Origin of the sequence: Robertmurraya korlensis NBRC 107688, assembly GCF_001591645.1 — a bacterium.
Lineage (GTDB): Bacteria > Bacillota > Bacilli > Bacillales > Cytobacillaceae > Robertmurraya_A.
Map to the genome: position 1 here is coordinate 47,379 of NZ_BCVH01000017.1, position 23,118 is coordinate 70,496.

The following is a 23,118-nucleotide window of genomic DNA, read 5'->3' on the forward strand; positions in this document are numbered from 1 at the left end:
ATTCTATTAAAACTCAACGATCATAGAATAGATTTTAAAAAAACCAGGTCTTTTAACTGAATTCCTTTTATAAAACCATAGACAGAAAGAAGTCCAGAAATCTGGAACACATTCCGGATATCTGGACTATTCAATCCCATATTTTTTTAATTTATCATACATAGTTGATTTACTAATCCCTAGTGCCTTAGCCGCCAAAAGCTTATCATGATTATACTTCACTAAGCTTTGCTGTAGAACCCTTCGTTCGGTTTCGTCCATTATTTCCTTTAGCTTCCTTTTTCCAAGTGGATAAACAGATGCGTCATGAATATAATCCGGTAAAGACTCCAATGTAATAGTTTCACCATTCGATAAGTGAATGGCGGCCTCGATTACATTTTCTAACTCACGGATATTTCCTGGCCAGCTGTAGGTTTGAAGCAATTCAGAGACATCTTCACTCACCCCGTGTATTCTTTTTCCACTTTTTCTTGTAATCTTATTAATAAAGTAATCTAGTAAGATAGGAATATCTTCCATTCGCTCACGTAATGAGGGGACTTGAAAGGGAACAACATTAATTCGATAAAAAAGATCCTCCCGAAATCGTTTTTCCTCCATCATCTTTTCTAACGGACGGTTAGTCGCTGCAATAATTCGAACATCTACGTTCATTGGCTTTAGAGCCCCAACACTTTCAACCTCTCCTTCCTGGAGTACACGTAGCAATTTCACCTGCATGTTTAATGGCATATCCCCCACTTCATCTAAAAAGAGAGTTCCCCCATCCGCTAGTTGAAACTTTCCTTTTTTACCTCCTTTTTTCGCCCCAGTAAATGCACCCTCCTCATAGCCAAAAAGTTCAGATTCTAAAAGATGCTCTGGAATGGCAGCACAGTTGATCTTAACAAATGGCTGATGGCTACGATTGCTTAGCTGATGGATACTGTGTGCAAAAAGCTCCTTTCCGGTACCGCTTTCTCCTCGAATCAGTATAGATATATCACTCGCAGCAATCATCTTGACCTTTTCTTTTAAGCTGACAATTTGCTTGGAAGTCCCTAGAATATCCTCTAATGAGTATTTCACACCTCGATCAAGGTCTTGTATGTAACTTTGCATCTTTGATAGCAAGCTCTTTACATGAGAGTTCATTTTCATCCATTCTTGTGTATCTCGAAAGAAAACGGTTCCAAAAGCCCCGATGACTTCCCCATTAGAAAATATAGGGATACGATTAGCAATCATATAATTGCCCTTAATATACTGGAGATCCGCAATTTCTTCCTTTCCAGTGCTCGCTACAATATGCATTCTCGAATTTTCAATTACCTTTGATACGTGAACCCCAATTACTTCATCTCTGTTCACCTCAAGAAACTCACAATAATTTTTATTTATATAAGTGATTAAGCCTTCCCTATCAACAACAACTAGCCACTCAAATGCATTTTCAACAATTGTTTCAATCGTATCCACCGAAAGCTTTGACAAGGCATGAATCATTAGATGGCTCCTTTGCTTTTTCTTTCATTATCATATTTTTCAGACAATGGTGTAAAGCAGAAAAAAACTGATCAATTCTCTCGATCAGTTCCCCCACCTAAGATTGACTACTCCTCTTTAATCTCAAACTCGCCAATTCCAAGATCCGCATTCACCGTTATGGTGACATCACTTTTGCCAAACTTGTCATTCACGTAGACTCCATCTCCCTCTGACGATAAACCTTCCACCGATCTTACTCCTAAACCTTTTTCCGAAATAACCTTTACCCCAACATTTTTTGGTAATATCAATGTTGTTACTCCTACTCCCATGTCCATATTTACATCAAAACTTTTCTTCCAGTCTCCACTTAAATCAACAGTAAGGTCCCCAACACCGGCGTTAATTTGAAGGTCTTCAAGCTTCAAACCTGTTAAATTCAAAGTACTAGTGGAAGCACCAGAGTTTACAATTAATCCAATGGGAACATCATTCGTTACCTGAAGATTCCATTCATTTTTGAGTCCACCTTTATTTACATTGATATCTTCACTCTTTGACTGGTCAATAGCTATTTTCCCTGTATCTCCGGTTAATTTGTAGGATACCTCAGGCTCTAAATCTTTATTGTTGTACTTCGCCTCTCCAATTACCCAATCCTTCGAGCCTTGTTCCAATGTTAATTCTCCCGCTCCCATATTTACCTCGAGCTCTAACTCTTCGGCTTTATCCTTTTCAACCAATAGAGTTTTTTCATAAGCATCTTTCCCAACTGTAAAAATATTACACCCTGCAAGCATAAGCGCTCCCGTAGCTACCACAACTCCATATATTAATTTCTTCATTTTTCTTCCTCCTTGTGTTCTATACCTTGATTATAGAAGGACTTGAAAAAAATGTAGCGAGGCGCAAGCTTTAACTTCTCCTCGGACTTAAGGCTTAGAGTCATCTGAGCTAATAAAAAACTAGCTCCGTTTATGAGCTAGTTCCTTACGCTTGTTTATATTGTAGCTTCGTAGTTCGAAGATTTCGGTCATAGATGGATGTGGTTACAATAGAGATAACAAAAAGAATAATTAAAATTAACAACATCAGCTGATGGCCATAAACATCTACAAGGACTCCTCCGAGAAGAGGACCAATCATTCTGCCACCCGTTGCGGTGCTATTGACGATACCCTGATAAAACCCTTCTTTCCCCTTCGGTGCTAATCTGTCGGCAATGGTCGGCACCGCTGGCCAAACAAGCATTTCACCTACTGTTAAAATAACCATTGCTGTAAGAAAACCAGAAAATTCACCTGCTACAGAAGCAACCGCAAATGACACGATAAAGATAAAGATGCCAGTGATAATTTGCCCTTTGATTCGATGAACAAATGGTTTAAGCATTTTATTTATTATAGGCTGAGCAACAACAATCAAAGCTCCATTAATGGTCCATAATAAACTGTATTGCTTAAGTGAGATCCCTAGCTCCTGTGTATGCGAAGCAATCGTAGACTGCCACTGCACATAACCAACCCAGCACAACAAATATCCGATACATAAAATCAATAACGCATATAGCTTTGTATGACTTTTCACTGTAGTAGATTGTTCCAAAATATTGGTTTGCTTCCCACTGCTACTTAATTGGATTCCACGGTATCCAAACAGCGCTATACATAAAAAGAGGATATACATAAGCGTATTGGCAACAAAAATCAGCTGAAATGAATATGAGGCAACAAGACCACCTAGTGCTGCACCAATAGCAACCCCTAAATTTTGGGCAACATAAATAGCATTAAATGCACTTCTTCCGCCTTCTTTCCATACCGTTCCTGCCATTGCATACATAGAAGGAAAAACAATTCCCGAACCAAAACCAATGATCGTTAAAAAAACAACGTACATAGGCCACCCGTGCCAAAATGTAAGACCGAGTAGTGCAGCAACAGTAATTCCGATTCCAAGCAAAATGGCTTTATAACCACCAATTTTATCAAATAAAGCTCCGCCAAATAAATTTCCCGCCACACTTGCACCAGCGTTCAACATAAGAACAAAGCCAGCCACAGTTAGTGATTTTCCTAAATGCTCATGGATATAAATCGTGTTTAAAGGCCATAAAAAAGAAGAGCCAGTTACATTCACCGCCATCCCTATAATTAGTAACCATAGAGCTCTAGGCACGAAAAACGCCCCTTTTCTTTGTTAGATATATTTACAATTTCGGGTCTCAAAATAAATTGTAGTTGGTCACTTTCGAAACATCAACTATTTTCTACCGTCATAATGAGAGTAAAAATATTCAATCAATTTAACATAAAAAGAGCCCCACATTTGTGGGACTCTTTCTTATTATTAGGAGCTTTGTTCAGGTTCTGGATGGAACTTAGATTTCACAGGCTGTCCGCCTCTGTTTTCATACTTCTTTTTGGATGCTTTGACCTGATCGAAATCAGATCCAAGCTCCACGTCTTGATTATTAATTCCATTTCTTGTTTTTTGCTCAGGGTTGTTTTGTTTTGAACGCTTTTTCATCCTTCTCCCCCTATCGATCAAGTAGCGTCATTTGGTTTTGGAGTTGTTGAATTTGTAGTCTCATTCGGTGTAAATCTTCTCGTTGTACCTCATTTGCACTTAATGCCATTTTGGCGACATCATTGTATGCATCTTCTAGCTCTCTCATAGCAATATCTAGGTTCTCATCATTAAAATGATCCTGCCTACTGCTTATGTTAAACTGTGTCTCGGCATTTCGTAATACCGCATTACATCTCTCAAAGAGGTTAATCATGGATTGATGAGTTGCCATTTCTTAAAGCCCCCCTATTCTTGCTTACAAGAAGCAATATGCTTCATAAGTAGTTTGTACAAGTACCCTTCATCTTACAACTTGTCTATAGTGGCATAACTCACCAATATTTATGCGGTTGGTTGTGTATCCTTTTTCTGATAAAATGAGGATACTTTGATTGTAAGGAGATTACGAAGTTGAGTAAGTTAAACCCTTTTTTGTATGCATCAGATAATAAGCGTTATCATACATGGAATTACCACTTAAGACATATATTTGGTCATAAAGTGTTTAAAGTAGCGCTTGATGGCGGCTTTGATTGTCCGAACCGAGACGGTACCGTTGCTTATGGTGGGTGTACCTTTTGTAGTGCCGCAGGCTCAGGAGATTTCGCGGGAAATAGAGTAGATGATTTAACGACTCAGTTTGAAGAAATAAAAGAAAAAATGCACTCGAAGTGGAAGGATGGAAAGTATATGGCTTATTTTCAAGCCTATACGAACACACATGGGCCCATTGAAGAGTTAAAAGAAAAATTCGAAAGCGTACTCTCACAAGAAGGGGTTGTAGGGATTTCTATCGCTACAAGACCAGATTGTCTTCCAGATGATGTGGTTGAATACCTAGCGGAACTGAATAAGAGAACCTATTTATGGGTGGAGCTTGGTCTTCAAACGGTTCATGAACGAACAGCCTTGCTTATTAACAGAGCTCATGATTTTCAATGTTATGTAGAAGGAGTAAACAAGCTCCGTAAGCATAATATTCGAATTTGCTCACATATTATTAATGGATTGCCACTTGAGTCCCATGACATGATGATGACAACCGCAAAAGAAGTGGCAAAGCTAGACGTTCAGGGAATTAAGATTCATCTATTACACCTATTAAAGGGAACACCTATGGTGAAGCAATATGAGAAGGGCAAATTAGAGTTTCTTTCTTTTGAAAACTACGTAAGCTTAGTATGTGACCAATTAGAAATTCTACCACCCGAAATGATTGTCCACCGAATTACGGGTGATGGGCCGATTGATTTAATGATTGGACCGATGTGGAGCGTCAATAAATGGGAAGTGTTAAATGCAATAGACGCTGAATTAAAAAGAAGGGATAGCTGGCAAGGAAAGTTCTACCGTGTGGAGGCAAACAGTTTATGAAGTTAGATCGAATTTTGCCTTTTGCAAGAACTTTGCTTGAGAAGGCCTTTATCCCAGGTACAATAGCAGTTGATGCGACTCTAGGCAATGGGCATGATACGTATTTTTTAGCAAAACTCGCAAGCGTCGATGGTCATGTGTACGGTTTTGATATTCAAAAAGAGGCCATTCAAACGACAAAAGAGCGATTGGATGCAGATAATCTTTCAGACCGCGTGACCCTTATCCATGACGGACATGAGAAGGTAAAAGAGCATATTCCTGAATCAGTAAAAGGAAAGATAACAGCTGCTATTTTTAACCTTGGGTATCTTCCGGGTGGAGACAAGAGCATTGTCACAAAAGCTGAAACGACTATTTCCGCGATTGAGCAGCTTTTAGACCTATTAGCAGTGGAAGGAATAATTGTCCTTGTTATTTATCACGGTCACGACGAAGGAGCTATTGAACGTGATGAACTTTTACAATATGTAAAAGAATTAGACCAACAAAAGGCACATGTCCTTCGCTATCAGTTTGAAAATCAGAAAAATAATGCTCCATTCATCATTGCTATCGAAAAACGATAGAAAAAACAGTCTGAAATTTCTTTTCAGACTGTTTTACTGCGAGTTCGAAATATATTCCATTTTTGAACAGAGCGGTATAGACGACCATTAATATAGAAAAATAAACCAATTGGACCTGAATTCCATATCATCGTTCGTGAGAGTTTTCTTACTCCTCTTTGATTACGTACTTTATCGTCGGATAAATAAATACCTAATAAGCCTCGATTAATCAACTGATGAAATCTTTTATACGGTAGTTTTTCTATATGGCGATCCGCTTCATTTACAAAATGATTTAGTCGTTCAAATAGCGCTTTTTCGTCTTTATAGTAAAAACAAAAATTTAGATCTCCACCATGAAGATCCTCTTCCTGATCAATAAAATAATCCAGAAGGATGTGTAAGCCTTGCACATAAGGAAAATAACCTTCCCGAATGCTTTGAGCATGATGATGAGTAAATCCCTCGCTCATCGCAAATGAAACCAGGCAGAAGATTCCTAATGTGGAACCCGAGCAGGCTGAGAATTCAAACCACTCCATATCAGGTATAGTGCTTCTATGCTTACCAAACCAATTTTTGAGTCGGGGGATTCGCTCTTCCTTTTGAACATGCTTATGTATTTGTAAATCGCAATAATAGCGGCATAACTCAAGCAAATGTTCTCGGATCATTTCGTAATTATCTATCCTGCCAAGAACATCCTGACAGGTTGCTACAAGATCATATAAATACCCGCCATCATCCTGGTCTTCTCGGTGCTGATAATAATTCTTTTGCTCTTTACCAACGGTGAGAGCATGATCCATTGATTCATGTAACATGGCAAAATCAGCGGGATCAAGAGAGGTACTTCGATCACACAAATTATCTAAATAATCACTAATTGTCTGATAGGCAACGATAAATCGAATCGCTTCCTCATAGTGGTCCATACCCATTAAAGCAAGAATTCCTCCGCCTTCACAATGAAACGTTTTGTGTTCAATACTCGCTAATGCTTGTTTGCGAAGCTCTAGATTCGGTATTTCTTCCGCTCGTGCCTTCCAACCCCGCAGTTCTCTATGAACCGCTGGTAGAACCTTTCTATACACTTCTGCCATTAAGCTGATCGGCATCGTTGGAACACTCATTCATTTCACCTCACTCACACGATATATCCAAGTCCTCTTAACTGACCTTCAACAAAATCCTGTACATATAAAAATACTTCTTCTCTTTCTGGTTCATTAAACACTTCATGGTAACATTTTGGCCATTCTTTAAAGCGTTTTTCGGATAAAGGAACAGAGTTGAACCAATTTCTCACCTTCTCCTTATCTACGACCCTGTCATCTCCACCTTGAACGACCAATAACGGTGTGTCTTGGGTTCTTTTAATCATCGCAAATGCATTCTTCATGGCTTCTTCTAGCTCACGATACCAGCGTACAGATACCTTCTTTACATATAAAGTGTCTTTACGATCCAACTCTCTTACATCTTCATTTCTTGTCACCATGTCCAAAGAAATTCCTGAGGATACGCGTAAGGCTGGAAACACTTTATTTAAAATAATTGTCGCGGCATGTAAGATTGGAGAAGGCTTGTTAACAAGACCTAAGCAAGGTGACGAAAGAATCACACCTGCCACATTTAATCGTTCCTTTTGAAGAAGCCTTATTGTAATTAGCCCACCCATGCTATGACCAATTAAAAATACAGGCAAGTCAAATTGATAGGATGCATCGATCCACTTTTTCACTTCATTCACATACTCTTCAAATGAATCGATATGCCCTCTACTTGACCTTGTCGTTAATCCATGGCCGGGCAAATCACCCATGACGACATGAAATCCAGCATTCCTCCACTGCTCAATGAGCCAACCGTATCTTCGATGGTGCTCCATTGCCCCATGTACGATAACAATAACTGCCCTAGCATTCCCTTCTGCTTCCCATTTCCACATATGTATTGCCCCTTCGAAAAAAGTATAAGAAAAATTTCTGTAAATTCGTTATAGTAAATATATGATTACATAAAGGAGGATGTCTATGATTTATCCTTACCATGATAAAACCCCAAAAATTGCAGAGAGTGCGTACCTTGCTGAATATACAACAGTTACTGGGGATGTTGTAATTGGTGACCAAACTAGTATATGGTTCGGCACGGTTATCCGCGGCGATGTTGCCCCAACGATTATTGGGGATCGCGTGAACATTCAGGATAACTCTATTTTACACCAAAGTCCAAATAATCCGCTCATAATTGAAGATGAGGTAACCATTGGCCACCAAGTTATTTTGCATAGTTGTACCATAAGAAAGAAAGCGTTAGTTGGAATGGGTTCTATTATACTAGATCAGGCAGAAATTGGCGAAGGTGCTTTCATTGGAGCTGGAAGTTTAGTGCCTCAAGGAAAGAAAATTCCACCGAACACACTTGCATTTGGTCGCCCTGCCAAAGTAATTCGTGAGTTAACTGAGGAAGACATAAAGGATCGTGACAGAATCATGAACCAATACGTAGAAAAAGGACAATACTACAAATCGATACAAAAATAAGAATTTTTAAAACTAGTATCTTGAAGCTAGAGGAAAAATGCCGATATAACTAAAAAGAATGCATAACGAATTGTTTATCGGTGGTGTCATATGACTACATTATTCATATTAATAGGGGTATTAATCATCCTTCTATTTGTTTTTACAAGTCTAATAAAAAAGACCGTTTCTCTCAAAACATCTTTTTCTATTATTGCAATAGTACTGTTAGGTTTATTAATTATTTTTATGACACAAACAACTCATATCGCTGAGGCTGTTGGTCGAATGAAGACCTGGGCGCAAGCCCCTTTAAGGTCGACAAACACTTTCATTGAGGATAGTTTTGACCTAACGATTATTCCGCTAGAACAAACAGTCCTCTTAGATGCACCAGTGATTAATCAACTCCCTGAGCTTCCTCGAGGGTGTGAAGTAACGAGCTTGGCAATGCTATTACAATACGCAAATGTTTCAGTAGATAAAATGACACTTGCAACAGATATTAGAAAAGACACTACACCATACAAGGTCACTGATGGTAAAATTCACTTTGGTCACCCTAATAACGGATTTGTTGGGAGCATGTATACAAAAGAACAACCTGGTTTAGGTGTCTACCATAAACCCATTAAAGAACTGGCTGAAAAATATTTACCTGGACAAATAAAAGACTTAACTGGAACACCATTTAATGAATTAAAAATCCACCTTTCTGACAAACGCCCTGTCTGGGTGATTACCAACACATCATTTAAAGAGCTGCCTTCCAATCAATTTGTGACATGGCACACTCCCAGTGGTGTCATTGAGATTACCTACAAAGAACACTCTGTTTTATTAACGGGCTTTGATAAGGATTATGTGTACTTTAATGACCCATTAACAGGTGAAAAAAATAAAAAAGCACCCATTATGGATTTTGAACAATCCTGGGTGCAAATGGGAAGTCAGGCAATCACCTACCTTCCTCGTTAATTAGCTTTGTAACACTTTTTCCGCTAAGTATTCCTTCTCGAAGGAATACTTTTTTTCTACATATATTTGATGCCATACCATAAACATAAGCACGGTCCAAATTTTCCTGCTATTATCAGCTTTTCCTTGGCAGTGATCCTCTAGCAACTGAAGCACATACGTCTTATTTAATAAATAGTCTGTATCGCTCTCTCTAATAATTGTCTTTGCCCATTCATTCATCTCTGCCTTTAACCAGTGACGAATTGGCACAGGGAAGCCTAGTTTTTTACGGTTAAGAACATGTTCTGGTACAATTCCCTCTGCTGCTTTTCTAAGAACGTACTTTGTCGTACCATCGGCTGTCTTTAAACTTGTTGGGATTTTAGAAGCAACATCAAATACCGCTTTATCTAAGAAAGGGACACGCAGCTCTAAAGAATGAGCCATTGTCATTTTGTCAGCCTTTAATAAAATATCTCCACGCATCCACGTATGAATATCGATATACTGCATACGGTCAACTGGGTCGTAGCCTTCACTTTCTTTATATAAAGGTTTCGTGATATTTGTAAAATCTAACCCTTTATTATACGTATTTAGAAGATCTCTTTTTTCAAGCTCACTAAACATTTTTGCGTTTCCGATATAGCGTTCTTCTAAAGGAGTCAGACCACGTTCAATAAAGCTCTTCCCACGCATACCTTCTGGCATGATTTTTGCTAGTAAACGTAAAAATGCTTTTCCTACCTGAGGAATTTTATTAAATATCTCAAGATCCTGAGGCTCTCTATAAATATTGTAGCCTCCAAATAGCTCATCTGCACCTTCTCCAGATAGAACAACTGTCACATGCTTTCGTGCTTCACGTGCCACAAAATATAAAGGTACACATGCTGGATCTGCAAGCGGATCGTCCATATGCCACATAATCTTTGGCACTTCATTCATATACTCTTCAGGAGTAATGACATAGCTTATATTTTCTACCCCTAGCTTGTCAGCTGTTTCCTTAGCAACATCAATCTCACTAAATCCATTATGATCAAAACCAACAGAAAATGTCTTAATTGACGGGTGAAATTCTTTTGCAATCGATGCAATAATGGAAGAGTCAATTCCACCAGAAAGGAACGAACCTACTGGTACATCACTTCTCATATGAATTTTAACAGAATCAAAAAGAACATCTCTTATTTCTTTAACAAAATCATTCTCTGATTTTCTTACAGGATGGAAACTTGCCTTCCAGTAACGCTTAATTTCCATTTCAGATCCGATTTTCTTTGTAAAGTAATGTCCTGGTTCTAATTTTGAAATACCTTCTGACATTGTATTAGGCTCAGGAACAAACTGATACGTTAAGTAATGTTGCAAAGAATCATAGTTTAATACATCATTCTGAAGCGCTAGCAAAATACTCTTCTTCTCTGAAGCAAAGAAAGTCTTTTCCCCGTCATCAAAATAAAAGAAAGGCTTGATTCCAAATGGGTCACGTGCTCCATATAGCGTCTTTTCAAGCTTATCCCAAATAACGAAGGCAAACATTCCGCGAAGCTTCTCAACAGCCTTCTCCTTCAAATGGCTGTATAGGGCAATAATTACTTCTGTATCGGAGCTCGTTGCAAAAGTCAATCCTTCAGCTAACAGCTCTTCTCGAAGCTCAACATAATTATAAATTTCCCCGTTAAAGATAATCCAGTATCTTTCATTTTCAAATTGAAGGGGTTGATGCCCACTCTCTATATCAATGATACTTAATCGTCGGAACCCAAATTGAACATGAGAATCATAGAAATATCCATCATCATCTGGGCCGCGATGCGTAATCAAAGTATTCATATTCTCAAATTGTTGTTTTTGTCCATCACTAAACACTTGCGATTTGTCATGAACACATCCAATAAAACCACACATGTATGTAACTCACCTACTCCGTTCTTACGAGTTTAATCTTCCATTTTAGAAAGAATACCTATTAATACTACCACTATTGGTTTAGAATCGCACTGTCAAATTAACCATTTCCTAAAAATTCAAGCTTACTACCCATTGTTTACATCCCTTTATGCATCTAAACCACCATACCCATATAGACGTAAAGAAAAACCGGGAGTTACAAAATTTCTGTAACTCCCGGCTGTTCCTTGTTAATTTATCTTTCAAGAGCTTCCTTACGAAGCATTTCAGCTTTATCTGTACGCTCCCACGGAAGATCTACATCTGTACGACCAAAATGACCATAAGCAGCAGTTTGCTTATAAATAGGACGTCTTAAATCAAGCATTTTAATGATACCAGCTGGACGAAGGTCGAAGTTGTTACGTACCACTTCGATAAGAACCTCTTCACTAACATCACTAGTTCCAAATGTATCAATAGAAATAGATACTGGATGTGCAACACCGATTGCATAAGCAAGCTGTACTTCCACTTTATCTGCTAAACCTGCAGCAACAAGATTCTTTGCTACATAACGAGCAGCGTAAGCAGCTGAACGGTCAACCTTTGTAGGATCCTTACCAGAGAATGCACCGCCACCGTGACGAGCATAACCACCGTAAGTATCTACAATAATCTTACGTCCTGTTAACCCAGCGTCACCTTGTGGTCCACCGATAACGAAACGACCAGTTGGGTTAATGAAATACTTTGTATTTTCATCAATTAACTCTTCTGGTACTACAGGGTTAATAACATACTCTTTAAGGTTACGTTGAATTTGCTCCAACGTCACTTCAGGATGGTGCTGTGTAGAGATAACAATTGTATCAATACGAACTGGTTTGTTATTTTCATCGTATTCAACGGTAACCTGAGTTTTCCCGTCAGGACGAAGGTACGGAAGAATATCATCTTTACGAACTTCAGTTAATCTACGTGCTAATTTATGTGCTAAAGAAATCGGAAGAGGCATAAGCTCCTTTGTCTCGTTACAAGCAAAACCAAACATTAACCCTTGGTCACCTGCTCCAATCGCATCGATTTCTTCATCAGACATAGATCCTTCACGTGCTTCAAGTGCTTGGTCAACCCCCATTGCAATATCAGCTGATTGCTCATCAATCGAAGTTAAAACCGCACATGTTTCAGAATCGAAACCATATTTTGCACGTGTGTACCCAATTTCCTTAATTGTTTCACGAACAATCTTAGGAATATCTACGTATGTAGAGGTAGTAATTTCCCCAGCAACTAATACTAAACCAGTTGTTACTGACGTTTCCGCAGCAACACGAGCATTTGCGTCTTTTGCTAAAATAGCATCTAGAATTGAGTCTGAAATTTGGTCACTGATCTTGTCCGGATGACCTTCAGTAACTGACTCGGATGTAAATAAACGACGTTTTTTTGACATCTCCTGACCTCCTATTTATTTATCTTTGAGAAAAAGGTATGCTTATTATATCAACATAAACAAAACCTTCCATTTGATACGGAACTCATTCCCTAAGTAGTATGAAATAAACATGCCATTTTTATTATGAAGGTTTGAAAAATACCCACCGAATAAAAACTTTATGCAAAATAAAAAACCTTCCCTGCTTGAGGAAAGGGTGATAGCAAAATAATTTGCGCCTTTCGCTCTTATCGTTCAAGGACTAAAATCCTTGCCTCAGGTTAGCACCTTCTCTTTTATATTAATTACAGTTATTGTAATTAATTATTAAAGCAGGTTGCTGGGTTTCATAGGGCCTGTCCCTCCACCAGCTCGGGATAAGAGAGTATCCGTTCAATGTAGAATAATACCGTATCACGTCAAATACTGTCAACATCTTTATGAAAAATATTTGATTCATTCTTCAAATAACAAGTGACTGTTATCCCACACTTCCTTCTATATAATTCGCTCCTTTCTTTTATAGTATAGACTATTAACTCGAATTCGGATTTTTATGACTCTAAAAGCGTTGAAATAGGTAGATTATGATGTTTTTTCCTGCACAAACTAATATTTTTATAAATAGTATAGACTAATAAAGTTAATGTGTTATACTAATTAAAAAATAACCAATAAAGGTAGGTAGTCATCAGATGAACTCTGTCCGTATTTCTAACCAATTAAGCGAATTGTTAGCCTCTGGTCATGTGCATGTGCAACTATCTGTACCACAATTAGTCGAAAAGGTTCTCACTAGAAACGAGGGAGTCTTAACATCGACTGGTGCTGTTCGAGCAACAACAGGGAAATATACTGGTCGCTCTCCAAAAGACAAATACATTGTTGAAGAATCTTCAACTAAGGACAAGATTGATTGGGGAGCTGTTAACCAACCAATCTCTCAAGAAGTTTTTGATCGTTTATATAATAAAGTACTAAGGTACTTGAAAGATAGAAATGAACTATTTGTTTTCAAAGGCTTTGCTGGCGCAGATAAAAAACATCGTTTACCTATCCAGGTGATCAACGAGTTTGCTTGGCATAATCTTTTTGCTCACCAGTTATTCATTCGACCAACAGCAGAAGAGCTTTTGGCACATGAAGAACAGTTCACGGTTATATCTGCTCCAAACTTTAAGGCAGACCCTATTATTGATGGTACTAAGTCTGAGACATTTATCATTGTCTCTTTTGAAAAAAAGACCGTGTTAATAGGCGGCACCGAGTATGCAGGTGAAATGAAGAAATCCATTTTCTCCATCATGAACTATTTACTACCTGAAAACAATATTCTATCTATGCACTGTTCAGCAAATGTTGGCGTTGAAGGCGATGTTGCCTTGTTTTTCGGCTTATCCGGAACAGGGAAAACTACTTTATCTGCAGATCCTAATCGACGATTAATTGGGGATGATGAACACGGCTGGTCAGCAAACGGTGTTTTTAATATTGAAGGAGGTTGCTACGCTAAGTGTATTAACCTCTCCAGAGAAAAGGAGCCTCAAATTTTTGACGCTATTCACTTCGGATCTGTGTTAGAAAATGTAGTCCTGAATACAGAAACACGTGTGGCTGATTATGATGATGGAACACTAACAGAGAATACACGTGCCGCTTATCCTATTCAATCGATTAGCAATATCGTGGATCCTAGTGTAGCAGGTCATCCTAATACAATTATTTTCCTTACTGCTGATGCTTTTGGGGTACTCCCTCCTATTGCTAAGCTCTCAAAGGAGCAAGCGATGTATCACTTCTTAAGCGGGTACACATCAAAACTTGCTGGTACAGAACAAGGAATCACTTCACCACAAGCAACATTTTCAACTTGCTTTGGATCTCCTTTCCTACCGTTAGAAGCAACTCGTTATGCAGAAATGCTTGGTTCTAAGATTGATGAGCATAATGCCAAGGTGTATCTAGTGAATACCGGTTGGACTGGTGGTGAGTATGGAGTCGGAAGCAGAATGAAGCTAGCCTTTACCCGCTCCATGGTACAGGCAGCGCTCGAAGGAGAGCTTAACCATGTAGAGACATGTAAGGATCCTATTTTTGGATTAGAGATCCCACTTCATGTCCCTGGTGTTCCAGATGACGTTCTTCAGCCAAATCGAACATGGGCAGACCAAGATTCTTACCAAATCAAAGCCAAAGAATTAGCTACAAAATTCAAGGATAACTTTAAAAAATTCGCTAATGTTGCCGAACATATTATCGAAAAAGGCGGTCCAACTTTATAATAGCAAAAAAAGAGCGTAATCAACTGATTACGCTCTTTTAATTGGATGAATGCAAGGAGATCAATTGATATTCAATTGTGGTCCTTTCCCCTTCAAGAATTACTTTTTTTATCTTTGCCATACCACTAACTTCCCCATCAATGGTTCTTCTCACCTCAAGGGGAATGTCTATTGGATATAGACGATATCCTTCTTTGGTTAATGTAAACAAATTCTCCTCAAGTCTACTTTCTCTACCCTTTGTCACAATCATTGTATTAAGCTCTAATGGCATACCCATTGTTCTCCACTCCTTTTCTTTATTTTATCATTACTATCACTGTTTTTTCATCCATTGAGTTAAGTCTGCAACGACTTTCCGATTGATGCTAGGGGGAAAATAATGAGTTAACTCTTCGAAATACCAACTCTCGACTGGTTTTTGCAGATCCTTTAATCTTTCTTCCAATCTTCTTGCATGGTCTACACTTACATTCCGATCCTTCGATCCATGTATGATTAAAGTTGGACAACCTAATTGGTCAATCTGATACAAGGGGGTGCGGAATTTATATCTCTCTGGATATTTAGTTGGAGTACCACCAATTACTCTTTTCATCATCCTTCTTAGGTCTTCTCTTTCCATATATGTAAGAATCATATCACTTACTCCACCCCAAGTAACAACAGAGGCCGTTTCTGGAAACTCAAGGGCAGTTAATAATGCCATTACCCCACCACGGGAAAATCCAAATACATGTACCCTTTTTACTCGTGAATGCTGCTGTAAAATGCGAAACCCAGCAAATGCATCTTCTCGGTCATATCCAGCGAAATCTTCATTCCCTTCCCCACCTTGATTTCCTCGGTAGAATGGAGCAAAGACAATAAACCCTTCACAAGCAAATTGCACCAACCTTGATGGCCTCACCTTTCCTACGCTTTTTATTCCTCCTCTTAAATAGAGAAATCCATCAAGTGGCACTATCCCTTTAGGCTCCGCTAACATTCCTTTTACCTTAAATTCACCCGAGGTATACGTTACTAGCGATAACTCCACATCGGGATGAGGAGAAGGAAACCTCTCTATATCAATAATATCTATAGGATACATACCTTCTGTCACACTCCCTTACACATGTTTTTCATCTAGGCATTCACACATTTTTTTTGACTTCATACGATATGTTAGGTGCCCAAACCGTTGACATAAAAAAGTTTATCTATAAAGGAGGTTCTCCATAAAATGAAAAAGTCATTTAGGATTTTCTTTTCCATGTTGCTAGTTGTCATTCTTATTATACCGATTGCGGCATGCAGTAGGGAAGAAGTCCAAAAAGTACGAATTGGTGAAGTAACCCGTTCCATTTTTTATGCACCTGAATATGTTGCCATAGAAAAGGGTTTTTTTGAAGAAGAAGGATTAGATGTTGAACTAACCACTACATCAGGCGGAGACAAGACAATGACTGCACTTTTGACCAACAGTATTGACGTTGCCCTCGTTGGTTCTGAAACATCCATTTACGTGTATGCACAAGAAGCAAATGATCCAGTCATCAACTTTGCCCAACTCACTCAAACAGATGGCACGTTCCTTGTATCTCGTGAAAAGATTGATAACTTTTCATGGGAAATGTTGAAAGGATCTACCTTTTTAGGTCAAAGAAAGGGTGGTATGCCACAAATGGTTGGGGAGTTCGTCCTAAAACAGCATGGTATTGACCCACAGAATGACCTGAATCTCATTCAAAATATTGATTTCGCCAATATTTCAAGTGCTTTTGCCTCTGGAACAGGCGACTTTGTACAGCTATTTGAACCAACTGCAAGTGTGTTTGAAAAGGAAGGAAGAGGACATATTGTCGCTTCGTTCGGTACAGAGTCAGGAATGGTGCCATATACCACATTTATGTCAAAAGAAAGCTATATGACGGAAAACAAAGAAACCGTTGAAAAATTCACAAGAGCTATCTACAAAGCACAAAAATGGGTAGAGGAAAATTCTGCAAAGGATATTGCTGAAGCCATTTCCCCTTACTTCGAGGATACAGACTTATCCCTAATTGAGACAGTGGTTGACCGATACAAGAGCCAGGGCTCTTATGCAACAAACCCAGTTCTTGATGAAGAAGAGTGGGAAAACCTTCAAAATATTATGGATGAAGCCGGAGAGTTACCTGAGAGAGTTGATCACGGTGTTCTTGTAAATACCGAAATTGCTGAAGGAATTATGAAATAAAACATTAACATTCGAGGAGGCCGACTATGAGCTTTTTAAAGCTAGAGCATATTCATCACACCTATTTCACTAAAACCTCTGCTACAACGGCCCTCTCCGACATTTCACTCGAAGTCGAGGAAGGGGAATTCATCTCCTTCCTTGGTCCGAGTGGATGCGGAAAAACTACCCTTCTTTCAATCATCGCCGGATTATTTCCAGCAACAGAAGGTACCATTCTGCTAGAGAATCGTTCTGTTAACAAATCAGAAAAAAAGATCGGTTATATGCTACAGCAAGATTATTTATTTCCTTGGAAAACCATTGAGGAAAATATATTGCTTGGCTTAAAGGTTTCTGGGATTGAAGAAGCTGCTAAGAAGAAATACGCCTTTACTCTTCTTGAGAAAATGGGATTAAAAGGCTACGACAAGCAATATCCTAAGCAACTTTCTGGTGGAATGAGACAAAGGGTTGCACTAGTAAGAACATTAGTAACGGAACCCAAATTACTTATGCTGGATGAACCATTTTCAGCGCTAGATTATCAAACAAAACTGCGACTCGAGGATCTAGTGTCCGAGACATTAAAAACCTTCGGAAAAACAGCTATTCTCGTTACCCATGATATTGGAGAAGCAATCGCAATGAGCGATCGAATCTTTTTATTTTCTGCTCGTCCCGGGCAAATTCACAAAACCTTTAACGTTCCAAAGGAATTAAGAGACCTATCTCCATTTCAGTCTAGAAATCACGAAAATTATACACAGCTATTCCAGGAAATATGGAAGGAGTTGGAATCCCTTGAATAAAAGGCAAACGGTGGAACTCCTTCATAAGGATTATATTAAACAGCTCACCAACCAAAAAAGATGGGTCCGTTTTTACCAATTGATCATCTTTCTTGTTTTCTTTTCTGGCTGGGAGATAGCCAGCAAAAAACAATGGATTGATCCTTTAATCTTTAGTGCACCATCAAAAGTATGGGTTTTATTTATAAAAAAAGTCCAGGATGGTTCGCTAATGGTGGACCTTGGTTACACACTATCAGAAACTGTTCTTGGATTTATTTTAGGAACACTTCTTGGAACCATTCTCGCGGCCATTCTCTGGTGGTCACCTTTCCTATCAAAGGTACTTGACCCTTATTTAGTAATTTTAAATGCTATGCCAAAGGTTGCATTAGGGCCAATTCTAATCGTTGCACTTGGACCAAGTATGACGTCTATTATTGCCATGGGTGCAATCATCTCGATTATCATCACGACCATTGTTGTTTATACCGCTTTTAAAGAAGTCGATCCTAACTATTTGAAGGTACTGCAAACCTTCGGGGCAACGAGATCTCAATGCTTCAAAGAAGCTATCCTTCCAGCAAGCTTCCCTACAATCATTTCAACTCTAAAGGTGAATGTTGGTCTTTCTTGGGTAGGCGTTATTGTTGGTGAATTTCTCGTTTCGTCTAAAGGACTCGGATATATGATTATCTATGGTTTTCAGGTATTTAATTTCACACTTGTATTACTTTCTTTACTTGTCATCGCGGTATTTGCGACAATTATGTACCAATTGGTTGAACTTTTAGAAAGAAAACTAATTAAAAGTAACTAAAAGAGGCGAAGGACCATCCTTGCCTCTTTTTACAAAAAATGTGTTTGTATGTACCGTAAACTTTTCTCTACTACAGAATCCTTCATAATAAAACTATACCCATTGCTAAATCGGTCACTTAGTTGAGGGTCATCAATAAATACCGGTCCATCCGTTTCAAGGAAGTTTTCCTTCCAAACGAGCTCTTCTACCTCTCCATAAAAAATTGCTTTAACAAAAGTCTCATGATCGTTGCGAACTTCATAATGACCAATTTTAATTAATTTTTTTAGTACTCCACCCGTTTCTTCAAAAACTTCCCGGTTTGCTGCTTCCTCTACGGTTTCTCCACGCTCTACTTTTCCTCCAGGAAATTCAAGTCCTCTTTCTTTATGCTTAGTGAGTACCCACCCATTTTTATATTTACTTAGAATAAGAACATGTTGTACAGCCATACCAAACTTATTTTCTCCAAAGGAAAGCAACACCTGTGCTCCCAAATGATCCCTAAATATCTCCATGAACCCTTCACCCTTAAACTTTCTATTTATTTACATAATAGCTGAAACTAATTGTTTTTCCAATCGTATATATGTCAATGAGATTTAGGGGGGATGAAATGAAAAAGTTTATGAAACCATTGGTTACCTTATTTCTAGTATTCTTACTTGCTGCATGCTCACAAACTGCCACACCAACAGGGAATAACGAAGAAGACAGTAGTAGCAAGGAAAAAAAATCTGAATTAACTCTTGAGCAAGTATTTGAGAAATCATTGCAAGCATCTGAGGAACTACAAAGCTTCTCCATTGACATGGAATTGAACCAAGAGATAGCAGCAGCCCCAGAAGAAACGATGAAGATTCAATCCACCATTACGATGGACGTTGTTACAGAACCAATGGCGTTTTATCAAAAAATGAACATGACAATAGGGAGCACTCCTGAAAGCTTTGCAACAGAAGCTTACTTTTCAAAGGATGGAATGTTTATTTCTGACCCAACCACAAATACTTGGATGAAGTTTCCAAGTGATATGTCTGACCAATTACTACAACTATCTAATCAACAGACGAATCCAGCAGAAGAACTAAAAAACTTAAAGGAATACGTAAATGATTTTTCTTTTGAACAAGATAATGAGTTGTACATCTTAACGCTTCAGGCTTCCGGGGAAAATCTTAGTGAATTTATTAAAGAGGCCGCTCTGGAAGGAATGCCCGCTGAGCTTACTGCTGATCCTGCCATTTTCGACTCAATGAAAATCAATGAAGCAAAATTTGTCTACCATATTGATAAAGAAACGTTTTATCCCGTTAAAACGGATGTGTATATGGACATGGAAATCTCTGCAGAGGGTGAAACCGTACACATGATCCAAGACATGAAAGGAACATACAAAAACTTTAACAAAGCAACCACCATTACCATTCCAAAAGAGGTTCTGGAAACTGCAACAGAAATGGAGATGTAAAATAAACAAACCGCTTTTGAATTTACCTAAGCGGTTTGTTGTTTAATATCCCCATAGACTCAATATGCTTTTTAGCTTCTTCGTCACCGAGATTATAAATCATATTATACACTTGCACAGTAACCGAATCATAAGCATCATTTTCTCTATCATGATGATACTGAACATACGGAACATGGGCACGGAAAAAGTTTTCCCAGTCATTTGAATGATTTTGATCAAAGTATTCACGAAGCTGAATAATCTCATCGTCAGTGGCTTCTATTTTAAAATTCCATGGAGAACTCGTTCTACTTTGTGTGATTTCTCCGGTACTAATCGAAACATAGTAAGTCTTTTTTCCATTATCCATGACCACACACTCCTTTTTTATTATAATTTGCACAAGCGAATGAATTATTCTCTTTTTCCTAAGGCTTAAATTGATAAATTTAAAGAATAGTTTACATATTTACGGCTATTGCTGAAGTATAATGATAACAATACCTATATAATAAGAATAGGGGAGGTGGAAGTCGTGAAGCTAGTAGATGAAATTTATGAGTTTTACAAGCATAAGCTAACAGGCGATGAAGAGGATATCGATATGCTAGCATTTGCCTTTTTAGAGGAAATGACCTATGAAGACCTTCTTAGTATTGTTAAGGATCTTAATAAGCAGGAATTGTACGATCTAGTTGGTGTCTATCTCATTGAAGGGTTAAAGGGAAAATTCGCACAAGAAGAATTTGACCAGCGAAATATCCCTAACTTCCAACACCGAAATTTACACTGACCGTACATAGTAGAGGAAACCAGAACACATAGAAGAAGCTGACTAGTTTTAGTCAGCTTCCTTTATTTTTAAATTGATTCAGCAACAATTACTGACCAACCCTTTCCTTTATAGGCATTATAGCCTTCAGTCAAGGAATAGGCGAAGATTTGATTCTCCTCTATCGTGTACCCTCGGGTTTCTCTTCCTGATAAAATATTCTGGACAGCGGTTAAATGAGTCAGTTTTGTTTTTAGAATTTCAGTACGGTCCTTAGAAGCTATGACATAACCTTCTGAATTAATAGCGTAGAGCTTACTTTTTTCATCAGTTTGGACACGATCAATAATGTCATAAATGTATTCCCAGTTAAATCGAGTGGTGAATACACCTATTACTTCCCCAGTCTCATTACGAACAGGACTAGAATATCCCATCGTATATCCCTCAACTACCGAGGAATAGTACATGTCAGTGACGTAAACATCGTTAGTTTTTACCGTTTCTTGAAACCACTCCCGGTCACTCATATTCCTTCCGACTTGACTCTGGTTTTGTGCTGCAACAATAATTTCTCCTGATAAATCAACAACAAATAAATCAAAATACACCTCGTAAATGGTATAGATGTTCTTCATGAACGCTTCTGCTGTTTTTTTCGAAGCAGTAGTAGGCTGAAGTAAACATTCTTTAATGGCATCAAAGGTTGCCCATGCTTGAACATCACAGTTTCTTTCAAATAAATTCCGATCTATTTTATCAATGGTATCAAAAGCAATATCGACCGTACGTAAAGCAATAATATTATTGGCCTTCGTTTGTATATTTTTAATAATATTTTCGCTTGCCTTGCTCGAATCCAGGCAATCTTGGGCAAACTTTTTAATCTCCTTAGCAACGACTGAAAATGCTCGTCCAGCTTCACCCGCTCTTGCTGCTTCAATTCCTGAATTTAATGCTAATATATTCGATTTCATGGAAATGTCTTTTATATTTTGCATGACACCTTCCATCTTACTATTTTCCTGCTTTAACTCATTCATCAGAACAGATACATTTAAATTTTTCTCTTGAGCAGTGACCATATCCATCCATTCTCCTCTCAAACCAACCCTTAGTGTTATGTTTTGTGACATGATATGATAAATAATATCACATTTTTGAAAATATTGTCGATTTAGAGAATAGTAATTATTAATAAATTGTGAATATTTCAAACAAAAAAAAACAACCCTCCTCAGAGGGTTGTCCATTAATTAATCAGTTAAACTGATTCACCTAGGTAAGCCTTTAACATCCATACATGTTTTTCCAATGATGAATGAATAGCCAGGAACATGTCACCTGTTGCCTCGTCGTCCATCTCTTCAGCCAGTGACATTCCGCTTTTTAACTCTTCAATTAACACAGTGAAATCATTTGATATGCTTTGAACCATTTCATTTGCGGTTTCACTACCTGTAGACTCTTTGATGCTCGATTGTTCTAAGTACTCCTTCATTGTAGCGATTGGCTCTCCACCGATCGATAAGAGTCTTTCTGCTAATTCATCAATATGAATAGCTGCTTCGTTGTAAAACTCTTCAAATTTAGTATGGAGGGTAAAAAAATCTTTCCCTTTAATATACCAATGAAAATTATGTAGCTTTACAAATAATACGCTCCAGTTAGAGATTTGGCTGTTCAATACATCATGCAACTTATTTTCCATTAGATCTCCTCCTAAAAATTCACTTATGCCGATACTCCCATAGTTATATTACCCAGAATGGACAAGATAAAACGTTTGTCCAAGTGACAAATAATTAAAGTTCTTAAACACTCATGCTAAAATAGAATGGGAGAAAGGAGGAATAATATGATAACGGTTTTAATTATTTGTCTCATTATCGTTGGTATTGTCTTATTATTATCGGTTGTCACTACTTCAAAAGCCTATTCATATAAACACACCGTTGATTCTCTTGAGGATAACCCAAATATACATACAGATAGCGACCAAAAAAGAGAAGAGTGAGGGTATCTTG

General features: G+C 38.1%; 26 protein-coding genes and 1 riboswitch. Of the genes, 11 read left to right on the top strand and 15 right to left on the bottom strand.

Features of this window, described 5'->3' with window-relative positions; translation table 11 throughout:
• Positions 1–126: 126 nt before the first annotated feature.
• From BKO01S_RS18175 to BKO01S_RS18195, 5 genes are all read right to left on the bottom strand, one after another.
• Entirely contained in the window at positions 127–1,488 is a 1,362-nt protein-coding gene (locus tag BKO01S_RS18175; protein ID WP_066057511.1) for a sigma-54 interaction domain-containing protein, read from the bottom strand.
• 107 nt (positions 1,489–1,595) lie between these two features.
• The gene (locus BKO01S_RS18180) at positions 1,596–2,315 is read right to left on the bottom strand and encodes a toast rack family protein (protein ID WP_066057514.1); all 720 of its coding nucleotides are present in this window, start codon (positions 2,313–2,315) and stop codon (positions 1,596–1,598) included.
• A 145-nt stretch (positions 2,316–2,460) separates the two neighbouring features.
• Complete coding sequence (locus BKO01S_RS18185) at positions 2,461–3,648, bottom strand: MDR family MFS transporter (RefSeq protein ID WP_066057521.1); 1,188 nt, start codon at positions 3,646–3,648, stop codon at positions 2,461–2,463.
• Positions 3,649–3,819: 171 nt separating this feature from the next.
• Positions 3,820–3,999, bottom strand: coding sequence for a glycogen biosynthesis protein GlgD (locus tag BKO01S_RS18190; RefSeq protein WP_066057524.1), 180 nt, complete (start codon positions 3,997–3,999; stop codon positions 3,820–3,822).
• A 10-nt stretch (positions 4,000–4,009) separates the two neighbouring features.
• Positions 4,010–4,273: a YtzC family protein gene (locus BKO01S_RS18195; protein WP_066057527.1), complete on the bottom strand. Its 264-nt coding sequence runs from the start codon at positions 4,271–4,273 to the stop codon at positions 4,010–4,012.
• A gap of 179 nt (positions 4,274–4,452) precedes the next feature.
• Here BKO01S_RS18195 and mnmL point away from each other — a divergent pair, with 179 nt between their 5' ends.
• Together mnmL and mnmM are read left to right on the top strand one after the other, a co-directional pair.
• Complete coding sequence (gene mnmL, locus BKO01S_RS18200; RefSeq protein ID WP_066057530.1) at positions 4,453–5,415, top strand: tRNA modification radical SAM protein MnmL/YtqA; 963 nt, start codon at positions 4,453–4,455, stop codon at positions 5,413–5,415.
• Positions 5,412–5,984, top strand: a complete 573-nt coding sequence (gene mnmM, locus BKO01S_RS18205) for a tRNA 5-(aminomethyl)-2-thiouridylate-methyltransferase MnmM (RefSeq protein WP_066057533.1) — start codon at positions 5,412–5,414, stop codon at positions 5,982–5,984. Before mnmL ends, mnmM begins: the two co-directional genes overlap by 4 nt.
• 23 nt (positions 5,985–6,007) lie before the next feature.
• Here the strand turns inward: mnmM and tbcS are convergent, their stop codons facing one another.
• Entirely contained in the window at positions 6,008–7,099 is a 1,092-nt protein-coding gene (gene tbcS / locus BKO01S_RS18210; protein WP_066057536.1) for a tetraprenyl-beta-curcumene synthase, read from the bottom strand.
• Between the two features lie 14 nt (positions 7,100–7,113).
• Positions 7,114–7,917: an alpha/beta hydrolase gene (locus tag BKO01S_RS18215; RefSeq protein ID WP_066057538.1), complete on the bottom strand. Its 804-nt coding sequence runs from the start codon at positions 7,915–7,917 to the stop codon at positions 7,114–7,116.
• Positions 7,918–8,002: 85 nt separating this feature from the next.
• Between BKO01S_RS18215 and BKO01S_RS18220 the strand changes: the two genes are divergently transcribed.
• Both BKO01S_RS18220 and BKO01S_RS18225 read left to right on the top strand, forming a co-directional pair.
• Positions 8,003–8,515, top strand: a complete 513-nt coding sequence (locus BKO01S_RS18220; protein WP_066057541.1) for a gamma carbonic anhydrase — start codon at positions 8,003–8,005, stop codon at positions 8,513–8,515.
• A 90-nt stretch (positions 8,516–8,605) separates the two neighbouring features.
• Positions 8,606–9,472: a C39 family peptidase gene (locus tag BKO01S_RS18225; RefSeq protein ID WP_066057544.1), complete on the top strand. Its 867-nt coding sequence runs from the start codon at positions 8,606–8,608 to the stop codon at positions 9,470–9,472.
• Here BKO01S_RS18225 and asnB read toward each other — a convergent pair whose 3' ends face one another.
• Both asnB and metK read right to left on the bottom strand, forming a co-directional pair.
• Entirely contained in the window at positions 9,473–11,368 is a 1,896-nt protein-coding gene (gene asnB / locus BKO01S_RS18230; RefSeq protein ID WP_066057547.1) for an asparagine synthase (glutamine-hydrolyzing), read from the bottom strand.
• 238 nt (positions 11,369–11,606) lie between these two features.
• A complete protein-coding gene (metK, locus tag BKO01S_RS18235; protein WP_066057550.1) occupies positions 11,607–12,809 on the bottom strand; it encodes a methionine adenosyltransferase in 1,203 nt (400 codons plus the stop codon).
• A gap of 227 nt (positions 12,810–13,036) precedes the next feature.
• A riboswitch (SAM riboswitch) is annotated at positions 13,037–13,175 on the bottom strand.
• 311 nt (positions 13,176–13,486) lie between these two features.
• Between metK and pckA the strand changes: the two genes are divergently transcribed.
• Complete coding sequence (pckA, locus tag BKO01S_RS18240; protein ID WP_066057553.1) at positions 13,487–15,073, top strand: phosphoenolpyruvate carboxykinase (ATP); 1,587 nt, start codon at positions 13,487–13,489, stop codon at positions 15,071–15,073.
• Positions 15,074–15,110: 37 nt separating this feature from the next.
• Here pckA and BKO01S_RS18245 read toward each other — a convergent pair whose 3' ends face one another.
• Both BKO01S_RS18245 and BKO01S_RS18250 read right to left on the bottom strand, forming a co-directional pair.
• Complete coding sequence (locus BKO01S_RS18245) at positions 15,111–15,353, bottom strand: DUF2584 domain-containing protein (protein ID WP_066057556.1); 243 nt, start codon at positions 15,351–15,353, stop codon at positions 15,111–15,113.
• A gap of 36 nt (positions 15,354–15,389) precedes the next feature.
• Positions 15,390–16,166, bottom strand: coding sequence for an alpha/beta hydrolase family protein (locus BKO01S_RS18250; RefSeq protein WP_066057560.1), 777 nt, complete (start codon positions 16,164–16,166; stop codon positions 15,390–15,392).
• Between the two features lie 132 nt (positions 16,167–16,298).
• Here BKO01S_RS18250 and BKO01S_RS18255 point away from each other — a divergent pair, with 132 nt between their 5' ends.
• From BKO01S_RS18255 to BKO01S_RS18265, 3 genes are read left to right on the top strand one after another with little or no spacing between them, the layout of a single operon-like run.
• Positions 16,299–17,294 (top strand): ABC transporter substrate-binding protein, encoded by a 996-nt coding sequence (locus tag BKO01S_RS18255; RefSeq protein WP_066057564.1) that lies wholly within the window; start codon positions 16,299–16,301, stop codon positions 17,292–17,294.
• A gap of 26 nt (positions 17,295–17,320) precedes the next feature.
• On the top strand, positions 17,321–18,085 hold the full coding sequence (locus tag BKO01S_RS18260) for an ABC transporter ATP-binding protein (protein WP_066057567.1): 765 nt from the start codon (positions 17,321–17,323) through the stop codon (positions 18,083–18,085).
• A complete protein-coding gene (locus BKO01S_RS18265) occupies positions 18,078–18,884 on the top strand; it encodes an ABC transporter permease (protein WP_066057569.1) in 807 nt (268 codons plus the stop codon). The genes BKO01S_RS18260 and BKO01S_RS18265 overlap by 8 nt, the downstream gene beginning before the upstream one ends.
• 29 nt (positions 18,885–18,913) lie before the next feature.
• Here BKO01S_RS18265 and ytkD read toward each other — a convergent pair whose 3' ends face one another.
• A complete protein-coding gene (gene ytkD / locus BKO01S_RS18270; protein WP_066057572.1) occupies positions 18,914–19,384 on the bottom strand; it encodes an RNA deprotection pyrophosphohydrolase in 471 nt (156 codons plus the stop codon).
• A 98-nt stretch (positions 19,385–19,482) separates the two neighbouring features.
• Between ytkD and BKO01S_RS18275 the strand changes: the two genes are divergently transcribed.
• A complete protein-coding gene (locus BKO01S_RS18275) occupies positions 19,483–20,337 on the top strand; it encodes a DUF6612 family protein (RefSeq protein ID WP_066057574.1) in 855 nt (284 codons plus the stop codon).
• A 22-nt stretch (positions 20,338–20,359) separates the two neighbouring features.
• Here the strand turns inward: BKO01S_RS18275 and BKO01S_RS18280 are convergent, their stop codons facing one another.
• Positions 20,360–20,689 (bottom strand): hydrolase, encoded by a 330-nt coding sequence (locus BKO01S_RS18280; protein ID WP_066057575.1) that lies wholly within the window; start codon positions 20,687–20,689, stop codon positions 20,360–20,362.
• Positions 20,690–20,854: 165 nt separating this feature from the next.
• Here BKO01S_RS18280 and BKO01S_RS18285 point away from each other — a divergent pair, with 165 nt between their 5' ends.
• Positions 20,855–21,112 carry a DUF6154 family protein gene (locus tag BKO01S_RS18285; RefSeq protein WP_066057578.1) on the top strand — a complete coding sequence of 86 codons (258 nt, stop codon included), beginning with the start codon at positions 20,855–20,857 and terminating at the stop codon, positions 21,110–21,112.
• Positions 21,113–21,180: 68 nt separating this feature from the next.
• Here BKO01S_RS18285 and BKO01S_RS18290 read toward each other — a convergent pair whose 3' ends face one another.
• Positions 21,181–22,182, bottom strand: a complete 1,002-nt coding sequence (locus tag BKO01S_RS18290) for a methyl-accepting chemotaxis protein (RefSeq protein WP_232311276.1) — start codon at positions 22,180–22,182, stop codon at positions 21,181–21,183.
• A 173-nt stretch (positions 22,183–22,355) separates the two neighbouring features.
• Positions 22,356–22,802: a Dps family protein gene (locus BKO01S_RS18295; protein WP_066057581.1), complete on the bottom strand. Its 447-nt coding sequence runs from the start codon at positions 22,800–22,802 to the stop codon at positions 22,356–22,358.
• Positions 22,803–22,949: 147 nt separating this feature from the next.
• On the opposite strand from BKO01S_RS18295, the gene ytzI reads away from it, so the two are divergent.
• Positions 22,950–23,108 (top strand): YtzI protein, encoded by a 159-nt coding sequence (gene ytzI / locus BKO01S_RS24030; protein WP_084362141.1) that lies wholly within the window; start codon positions 22,950–22,952, stop codon positions 23,106–23,108.
• The last annotated feature ends 10 nt before the right edge of the window (positions 23,109–23,118 follow it).